The sequence below is a fragment of the Mesorhizobium sp. M7A.F.Ca.US.006.04.2.1 genome (assembly GCF_004022915.1).
Classification (GTDB): Bacteria; Pseudomonadota; Alphaproteobacteria; order Rhizobiales; family Rhizobiaceae; genus Mesorhizobium; species Mesorhizobium ciceri.
In genome coordinates this window covers 1-8,337 of the sequence record NZ_RZQA01000193.1, presented here as the reverse complement: position 1 = coordinate 8,337, position 8,337 = coordinate 1, and the positions used below count along the sequence as shown (strand labels likewise).

Genomic DNA, 8,337 nt, shown 5'->3' with positions numbered 1-8,337 from the left:
GCGCGCCATATTTGGAAGAGTTGGTGCCGAGTTCATGGAACGCCATGCCGAGATTTTGCACGGCATTCGGCTGCAGGGTCAAAAGCGGTCCGGAAAGCGATACCCGCGCCTCGTGGCCGAACGGCTTGAGCTGCTCCTGGGCAAGGTCGAAGAGGCTGGCGCCGGCCCATTCCGAGTTCACCAGCAGATCGTGCGACCGCGACAGCGCCATGATGCGGGAACGGATCATCTCCTCGAACTCGCGCGGATCGGTCGAGCGTTTGCTGGTCTCCCGGATCATCGAGAGTATCACCGCGAACTGGTTCTTGACGCGATGGTTCACCTCGCGGAGCAAAAGCCTGATCCGACGCTCGCTCTCCTTGCTGGCGGTGATGTCGCGGGCGATCTTCGATGCGCCGATGATCTCGCCGGACGCATTCCTGATCGGCGAAATGGTCAGCGACACGGCGATGAGGCCGCCATCCTTGCGCCGGCGGATAGTCTCATAGCTGGCCAGGAGTTCGCCCTTGCGAACCCGGCTGATGATGTCGGTCTCTTCATCCTTGAGATGATCGGGGATGAGCATGAGCACGGAGCGGCCGACGGCCTCTTCGGCGGTGTAGCCGAACATGCGTTGCGCCGCCGCGTTCCAACTGGTGATGATGCTGTTCAGGTCCTTGCTGACGATGGCGTCGAAGGACGAATCGACAATCGCCGCCAGCCGAGCGTGGGCAGTGATTTCGAGCAGGCTATCGACGCTTGCCAATTCTGTCATTGCCCCGTCGTGGCCCCACCTTGCCGCCTCCCGCCAGCGTCCGGGCATGCGTGAGGATTTCCCTCGTGCCAGAAATGCCTGACCGGGCATTTTGGTTGCAGTCGGTGCGCAACATTCCGCATTTGCGGTCGCGGACACGCATGTCACGATAATGCCCGGCCCTCCATCTCGGCAATGCCTCTGCGGCCGTAGATGCCGATCCAGTCGAGCTGCTGTAAGCTCGGTGACCGCTTCGCCCTGTCCGTCTTATCGGCCTGCTTTTTCGGAGCCAGCGTCGTTGGGCGGCGCAACGGGCACTGCATCGGCGTCGGGATTCCTTTGCGGACAGTCCTCGTAGCTGTGGTCGCGTCCGCCGCAGAAGGAACAGCACATGGCCTCGCGATCCCCGCTTCCGGGCCGCCATTGCGGAGTTTTGTAGGGCTTCCTGCCATCCATCCCCAGCAATGCACGACGGACCATTTGGTTGCGCTGCCACAGACGGCGAGCCGGCGGTTGCGGAACCACCCGGCGGGATGCGAGTTTCGGCCGATATGTCCATTCGAGGAACAGCCATGCCAATGCGCCGAATTGCCTTGACGGCAGCGATCCTGCTGGCCGCGACCGGCCTCGCCGAAGCCAGGCCCGACACCCGCACGATGAGTTGCGACCAGCTCCGGCAACTGCTCCAAAGCCGCCATGCCGTGGTGCTGACCACAGGCCCCAACACCTATGACCGCTATGTCAGGCAGTTCGGCAACGAATGCGACTGGCCGGAGGTGCCGATGTCGGCCTATGTCCCGACCCGTGACGGCAGCTGCCCGGTCTACCGCTGCGAGGAACCTGTCACCAACTTTCCGGACTGACACCGCGCTTCCAATCGGCTTTGCCGCCGCAGTGCGTTGATCCCGGCGCGCGAACCGGCTAGGGGTGGGGCGCAACGTGCATTTTCCCGCTTCGTCTAATGGTAGGACAGCGCCCTTTGAAGGCGTGAATCGAGGTTCGAGCCCTTGAGCGGGAACCAGCAACCAAGCGCTTGGCTGGTTCGAAGCCGCGCGCAGACTGGCCAGCCAGCTTCAGCACATTAGCGCGCGCTTGTATTTCACTCGAAGCAGGATCATCATCCAGGCCGTCAGTGGCTTGAAGGGGTACAGCGCATGGAACTGAGTTGCTTTGACGGGGGCGTCCTTGCGTCGACGATGTCCCTGAACGTCACGGCGGTTTTCATGATATTGGCCGCATTTGCCGCATTTCGGCTGGTTGCAATGTCAGGCGAAGGTTCTGTCGACCAACTCCAGACGGCGTAGCCGGCAGAGAACCTCCCGTGCAGGAGAACGGCATATGGCCGCGAGAAAGGTGATAGCCGTCAAGGACTGGTCTTGCGGCATGAGCGACGAGCTTGGCCGCGTCGTGCTGACCATCAACCCGACCGAGGGTGAGCCCATCCTGGTTTTGATGACAATTTTCCAGGCGGCAAGGATGGCCGGGGAATTGCGGGCGCCGAAACTCGTCTCCATACCCCGGTGATGCCACGCCCCTGGCAAGGCGGATCAAGCTCGCCGGGGCAGCCCCAACGCCCCCAGCGGGCCCTGTTGCTCCGTTACGATGAACAATGGAGCAATTAGTGTTTTACGGATCTGGGCGCCGTCAAGTTGCATCCGGCTCCTGAAACCATTTCGCGGACCCCGCGTTGACCACCGGGCCGACACAGGAGACATCTCATGACCGTCAACTGCCGCATATCGATCGACAACCGGCCGGAGGCCACGGACGCGGTTTTTCAGGCGGTTCCGCGGATCGGCGAAAGCGTTGCGCTGTCGATCGATGGAACCACGCAGGATCTGCGGGTATCGCGTGTCGTGCACGTCACCAATGGCAGCCTGGAAGGTGCCGCGATCGTCGTCGAAGTGACGACCAACATCCTCTGAATCGAGAGTTATGGTCCGCTGGGCCGGCCGGCACCGCGTTGCGGCGACCGGCAGCCTGAAAGGACTGGAGCGGCTCACGCGCGGTGACCCGCTACTCCTTGCCGCTTTCGGAAATGCCGTTGCCGCCGGCGGTTGGCAGGATGCCGAAGTCTTGCGACTTCGCCCCTTGCTCCGCCGTCAGGAAGCCGTCCGAGGCAAGCCCGCGCCGCAGCAATTCCCTGACCGCGGCCGAACGGCTCGGCATACGCTTGTCGAAGCGCCAGTTTTCCAGCGCAGCCAGCTCGTCTGACGTCAGCATGATCTGCAACCGTTCCGGGCGTTCCAGTTCAGTCATCGCGCTCCCTCGCTCAGGATCCCGATACCTCGAATGAGTATTCAACTCGCTTACCTAATAGTTAGGAAAGCGCTCCTAGCGCGTCAAGACCTCGCGATGAGTGAACTGCTTCTCATGCGCATGATGAGCCTGATGGTATTCGGCGTAAGGCGCATACTTGCATAACTATGCTAACTAGCTGATTTGTTTAGATATTATTTAATTCGTGACTTGCCAAGACGAAGCCTCTGCCGCATTGTGCAACCTGAACAGAAAACCGTTCCCTTTGGGAGGTTTCGATGCGGTATGATTACTCGGCGCGACTGCGCGATGACGTCCGTTCAGCGGTCCAGATCGCCTTCAGGAAGACCGGCATCGTCAGTATCACGGCGGTGGCGGAACATGTAAGGGTCAGGAACCTGGCCGAAAACATCGCCCTCGAGGACGTCGAATACCTTGTCTTCCAGGCAGCCCAGCTGATTGGCGCCGCAATTGAATTCGACGGGCTCACCAATTTCGACGGCGTGGCTGGCCTGTTCGTGGATGGTCTCGGTGGCGACGATGGCGGGCGGATGATCGCCCAACGCGACGGGCCTGGTCCGGCCACCCTGCAGTAAGACGGTACCGGCTGAACAGGGGGCCTTCTCAAAAGGCCGCCCTGCTGTTTCTGAACCGGGTGATGACCGGAGCCGTTCCGTCAGGCAGAGCCGGCGATTTGTGAGGCGAAGTCGCGATAGGGACGCGGAGGGCGGCCCAGAAGCGCGGTCAGGCGCTCGACGTCGCCGGCCTCGGGCAGCATGCCGTCGGTCAGGAACCGTTCGCCCATCAAGCGCATGTCGTAGGCCATCCAGGCAGGCAGGAACTGCTTGAGATTCTGCTCGAAACCTTCGGTGTTGTCGCCGCCGTAGCTGATCGGCCGGGCGAGCACGTCGGACCAGATGGCCGCGATATCCGTCCCGGTCAGTGTCTGCGGACCGACGAGGTTGATCCGCTCGAGCGCAAGCGGCTCCGCGGACCGTTCGCGGCGCAGCAGCTCGAGAGCGGCGATCTCGGCGATATCACGCACATCGACCATGGCGAGGCCTTTGGCGCCGATCGGCATTGTGTAGGTGCCGTAGCCGGTGATGACGTCTTCGATCATCAGGTCGTTCTGGATGAAATAGGCCGGGCGCAGGATCGTAGCCTGGAAGCCCATCTGCTCGATCATTCGCTCGACGCCGAACTTGCCGGCGAAATGCGGCACGTTCACATACACGTCGGCATGGATCACCGAGAGATAGACGATCCGCTCGATGCCCGCCGATCGGGCGACATTCAGCGCGACCAAAGCCTGGGTGAATTCGTCCGGCACCACGGCGTTCAAGAGGAACAGGGTGGAAACGCCGGACATGGCTTTGCGCAGTGAATCGACATCGAGAAAGTCGCCTTGCGCGACCGATACGCCCGCCGGGAAGCTGGCTTTCGACGGATCGCGGACGAGAGCACGGACGTCGGCGCCGCGCTTGACGAGGTGCTCGACGACTTGGCGGCCAACATTGCCTGTGGCGCCGGTAACGAGGATGGTCATGGAATTTCTCCTGTTGGGTTGCTTGACAGGCCCAATATGTGTGGCTCACAAACACTCAAACAGACCGAAATTTTAGACGCACCGTCTCACTGGTGGAACACCTATGGATATTCTGGCCCTCACCGATTTCAACCTCGTTGCCCGCCATGGCGGTTTCGGCAAGGCGGCACGGGCCACCGGCCGACCCAAGGCAACCCTGTCGCGGCGCGTTGGAGACTTGGAGAGCAGCCTTGACCTGCGCCTGTTTGAACGGGGTGCGCGTAACCTGAAGCTGACCGAGGAAGGACGGGCGCTTTTCGAGCGGACGGGGGCGTTGCTTGCCGAACTGGACGAGACGGCCGCGGCGATCGCCTCGGGCGGTCAAAGACCCAAGGGGAGACTGCGGATCAGCGCGCCCCTGCTTTTTTCTCAGACCGCGATGGGGAGGATCGCCGCGGGATTTGCCCTCAAATTTCCGGAGGTGAGGCTGGAGGTCACGACGGAGGACCGGGCTGTGGACATGATCGAGGAAGGCTACGACCTGGTGATCCGGGTCAACCCGGATCCCGACGAAAGCTTGGTCGGACGGGCGTTTCTCCGCGACCGGCTGGTCGTCGTGGCGAGCCCTCACCTTCCTCGCACCGGTGGACCGGCCCCTGCCGTTGCGCGCGGGAAAGGCGAACGGCAAACATGGCACGTGAAGACCGAGGGTGGCCGGTCGACGATCAAAATCGAGCCGGTCCTCGCTTTGGGAACGCTCATTATGGTGCGCGATGCGGTGCGAGCGGGGGTCGGTGCGGCACGTCTTCCCATTTCGTTGGTGGCCCACGATTTGGCTGACGGCACGTTGGTGAATTGGGGGGACATCGACGCCCCTGAGATCGCTCTTTGGACGCTCTACCCCTCCCGGCGGCTGCTCAGCCCGCGCGTGTCGGCGTTCCTGGATTTTCTGAAACAGGCCTTCCCGAACGGGACGCCGGACGAACTGGCCGCCTATATCGGCAGGTGATGCCCGGCTGCTTTCGCCGGCAAGAACTTTTATTTCTGGCGGAAGGAGTTTGCGGTGGAACAAGTTGGGGCGACGGCAATTACCTTGTCGCCCTACAAGAGGAGGACGCCGTGAAAGACTTGCGCAGTCTCCTTGCCGAACTGTCAGCCAACTGGCTCAAGCGCCGCAAGGCGCAGGCGCCCACGACCGTGAACACGGTCAAACCCCGCCCTGCCGACCAGGCGACGCGGCAACGCGCCGCCCACAAACCCAAAACACCGCCCACCCGCGACGTCGCCTCGAACATGTGAGCCCCGCGGACAATGTGGGGCCCAATGCCGCTGGGGGGTATCGGCAATCTATCACGCCAGATTGATTGGTAGCGACGAAACCTTGAGCGGCCATAAGCGTTTATTGCTTCAGCCCAATTGAGGTGGTTCCAATGCAAACGGCATGGTTCTCCAAACCTGTGGCGGTTTCGGTCGGCGTCACCGGTTCCATCCATCATCTGTCCAACACACAGCAGGCCATTGATTTGCTCACCACACATTGGCGTGACGCAGGCAGCCCGAAGCATCGGTCCGCACTGCGCGCCTGCCAGCGGGCGACGAGCGGCGATGTTGCCCCCGACGTCGCCAGGGCGGCGCTCGTCGAAGCAGCGCGCGAAGCCCACATCCTGATCGAATAGCCACATCCTTATCGAATAGCCACATCGTGATCGAATAGGCGTATCGATTGAACCTGCTGACGCTATAATCGCTGCGCCCCCTCCGGAGAACGCCTGCCATGACCCTGAAAACACGCAAGCTCGGCAGCCAGGGGCTGCAGGTCTCGGCCATCGGCCTCGGCTGCATGGGCATGAGCCAGTCCTATGGCCCGGCCGACGAGGCCGAATCCATCGCCACGCTGCACCGTGCCATCGACCTCGGCTGCACCTTCCTCGACACCGCCGAAGTCTATGGCCCTTACGACAACGAAGCCCTGCTCGGCCGGGCATTGAAGGGCAAGCGCGACCAGGTGACGATCGCCACGAAATTTGGCTTCCGCATCGAAAACGGCAAGCAGACCGGAACCGACAGCCGGCCCGAGCACATTCGAGAGGCGGTGGAAGCCTCGCTCGGCCGCCTCGGAACCGACCGTATCGACCTGCTCTACCAGCACCGCGTCGACCCGGCGGTGCCGATGGAGGATGTCGCGGGCGCCGTCGGCGAACTCGTCGCGCAAGGCAAGGTGCGCTTCTTCGGCCTGTCGGAAGCGGGTGCAGCCAACATCCGCCGGGCGCATGCCGTGCATCCGGTGTCGGCGTTGCAGAGTGAGTATTCGCTGTGGGAGCGCAATCTGGAGCCGGAGATCATCCCGCTGCTTGGCGAACTCGGCATCGGCCTGGTGCCGTTCTCGCCGCTCGGCCGAGGGTTTCTCACCGGCCAGGTCAAGCGTGCGGAAGACTATCCCGACGGCGATTATCGCCGCAACGACCCGCGCTACCAGGGCGAAAACTACGACGCCAATGTCGAGGCGGCCGCCAAGGTGAGCGACATCGCCGCTGCCCGCGGCGTCAAGCCCGGCCAGGTCGCGCTGGCCTGGCTGCTGGCGAAGGGCGACGGCTTTGGCATCGACATCGTGCCGATCCCCGGCACCAAGCGCAGAAAATACCTGGAAGAGAACGTCGCCGGCGCCGCTATCAAACTCGATGCCGCCGAGATGGCCGCGCTCAACGAAGCGCTCGCGCCGGGAAAAATCTCCGGCCCGCGCTATACCGAGCGGGGCATGGCGATGGTCGACCGGTAGGGGGCGCCTGCTCCAGCGTCCGCGACAATCTCGCCAAGCTCGTTCCGAATAGTGATGCTAACGAAAGCCCAGATGCTCCCGATAGCAGTGGGTTTCCACGGTGAACCTGCCGGCGACATCATCCGGCAGCCAAAGTGCGTCTTCGAAGCTGCGGTTCAAGCGCCATCCTTCGCGGGCATAAAATCTCTGCGCGCGGACATTTCCCGCCGTGCAGAAAAGCTCGGCCTCCGCCACGCCCTGTTCGCACAAGAGATGCTCGGCATAAGACAGCAGATCGCGGGCGGTTCCGCTTCCCCGTGCCTGCGGGCTTACATAGAGTTTCACCACCTCCGCCCCGTTTATCGAGACGAAGCCAAGCAATCCATCGGCTGCCGCCACATGGAAGGCATCGGTGGATTGCTCCAGCCACAGCGCAAAATGCGCCGGCGTTCGGTACGCCAGGATTTCGGCTGGAACCAGATGCGCATGGGCATCATGCCAGCCCTGATGCCACAGTTGCACGATCGCCGACCGGTCGGCTTCCTGGGCTGGGCGAATTTCGAGCATTTCTCACCGCCGACGGGTAGCTAATTTCGTAAGGCCGCGCGGAGGGCCGCCTGGTTCCACCGGCCTTCAGCCGATTTCGGTCAACCCGCCGCTGCCGCGGTAACCTTCTTGGACGCGGCCCGCTGTCGCCGCATGCGCCGTTTGGCGACAAGCTTGAGCGCGACCGGCGGCTCGTTTGACAGCGCGCCCAGCACCGCGTCGACCATGCCATGCGCCACGAAATCCGCGTTCATGTCACGCGCCAGTTTGCCCGCCGTCTCCTTGTCCTCGCTGTCGGCCTCCGACCAGAACACGATTCCCACCCGAAGTGCGGCCTTCGCACGCTTCAGCCGGCGGACCAGAAAGCGGGCGTGCTTGATGGAATCCCGGTTCAGGAATCCGACCACGACGGTGTCGACGGTTTCGAGCTCAAGGCGGCGAATGCCGGCGGGTTCCATATCGGCAAAGCTGGCTTTCGACACCGTCGCGCCCTGGACCTCCAGCACCTGCGCCAGCATC

At 62.7% G+C, this 8,337-nt stretch carries 12 protein-coding genes, 1 tRNA gene and 1 pseudogene; 9 read left to right on the top strand and 5 right to left on the bottom strand.

Translation table 11 applies throughout. The annotated features are described in order from the left end of the window. Positions 1-754: PAS domain S-box protein (locus tag EN925_RS12905; protein WP_128336590.1), on the bottom strand; the 754-nt coding region annotated here is incomplete at its 3' end. Between the two features lie 551 nt (positions 755-1,305). On the opposite strand from EN925_RS12905, the gene EN925_RS12895 reads away from it, so the two are divergent. The 4 genes from EN925_RS12895 to EN925_RS12880 all read left to right on the top strand — a co-directional run bounded on the left by EN925_RS12895 (position 1,306) and on the right by EN925_RS12880 (position 2,658). Further along, entirely contained in the window at positions 1,306-1,596 is a 291-nt protein-coding gene (locus EN925_RS12895; protein WP_013530770.1) for a hypothetical protein, read from the top strand. An 84-nt stretch (positions 1,597-1,680) separates the two neighbouring features. After that, positions 1,681-1,754, top strand: a tRNA-Gln gene (locus EN925_RS12890). A 317-nt stretch (positions 1,755-2,071) separates the two neighbouring features. Further along, positions 2,072-2,257 (top strand): hypothetical protein, encoded by a 186-nt coding sequence (locus tag EN925_RS12885; RefSeq protein WP_013530769.1) that lies wholly within the window; start codon positions 2,072-2,074, stop codon positions 2,255-2,257. Positions 2,258-2,451: 194 nt separating this feature from the next. Continuing rightward, a complete protein-coding gene (locus EN925_RS12880; protein ID WP_013530768.1) occupies positions 2,452-2,658 on the top strand; it encodes a hypothetical protein in 207 nt (68 codons plus the stop codon). A 91-nt stretch (positions 2,659-2,749) separates the two neighbouring features. On the opposite strand, the gene EN925_RS12875 is transcribed toward EN925_RS12880, so the two are convergent. Continuing rightward, on the bottom strand, positions 2,750-2,992 hold the full coding sequence (locus EN925_RS12875; protein WP_013530767.1) for a hypothetical protein: 243 nt from the start codon (positions 2,990-2,992) through the stop codon (positions 2,750-2,752). A 278-nt stretch (positions 2,993-3,270) separates the two neighbouring features. Between EN925_RS12875 and EN925_RS12870 the strand changes: the two genes are divergently transcribed. Then, a complete protein-coding gene (locus EN925_RS12870; protein ID WP_013530766.1) occupies positions 3,271-3,588 on the top strand; it encodes a hypothetical protein in 318 nt (105 codons plus the stop codon). Positions 3,589-3,668: 80 nt separating this feature from the next. Here EN925_RS12870 and EN925_RS12865 read toward each other — a convergent pair whose 3' ends face one another. Then, positions 3,669-4,538 carry an NmrA/HSCARG family protein gene (locus EN925_RS12865; protein ID WP_127369700.1) on the bottom strand — a complete coding sequence of 290 codons (870 nt, stop codon included), beginning with the start codon at positions 4,536-4,538 and terminating at the stop codon, positions 3,669-3,671. Between the two features lie 103 nt (positions 4,539-4,641). Here EN925_RS12865 and EN925_RS12860 point away from each other — a divergent pair, with 103 nt between their 5' ends. The 4 genes from EN925_RS12860 (at position 4,642) to EN925_RS12845 (ending at position 7,293) form a co-directional block, all read left to right on the top strand. Next, positions 4,642-5,526 (top strand): LysR family transcriptional regulator, encoded by an 885-nt coding sequence (locus EN925_RS12860; protein ID WP_013530764.1) that lies wholly within the window; start codon positions 4,642-4,644, stop codon positions 5,524-5,526. A gap of 110 nt (positions 5,527-5,636) precedes the next feature. Continuing rightward, the gene (locus tag EN925_RS39635) at positions 5,637-5,816 is read left to right on the top strand and encodes a hypothetical protein (RefSeq protein WP_164753542.1); all 180 of its coding nucleotides are present in this window, start codon (positions 5,637-5,639) and stop codon (positions 5,814-5,816) included. A 131-nt stretch (positions 5,817-5,947) separates the two neighbouring features. Continuing rightward, on the top strand, positions 5,948-6,193 hold the full coding sequence (locus tag EN925_RS12850; protein ID WP_013530762.1) for a DUF982 domain-containing protein: 246 nt from the start codon (positions 5,948-5,950) through the stop codon (positions 6,191-6,193). A 98-nt stretch (positions 6,194-6,291) separates the two neighbouring features. Then, entirely contained in the window at positions 6,292-7,293 is a 1,002-nt protein-coding gene (locus tag EN925_RS12845) for an aldo/keto reductase (RefSeq protein ID WP_127388351.1), read from the top strand. A 57-nt stretch (positions 7,294-7,350) separates the two neighbouring features. On the opposite strand, the gene EN925_RS12840 is transcribed toward EN925_RS12845, so the two are convergent. Beyond that, positions 7,351-7,839 carry a GNAT family N-acetyltransferase gene (locus EN925_RS12840; RefSeq protein WP_127369043.1) on the bottom strand — a complete coding sequence of 163 codons (489 nt, stop codon included), beginning with the start codon at positions 7,837-7,839 and terminating at the stop codon, positions 7,351-7,353. Between the two features lie 80 nt (positions 7,840-7,919). Further along, a pseudogene (locus tag EN925_RS12835) lies at positions 7,920-8,337 on the bottom strand (AI-2E family transporter); the annotation flags it as partial.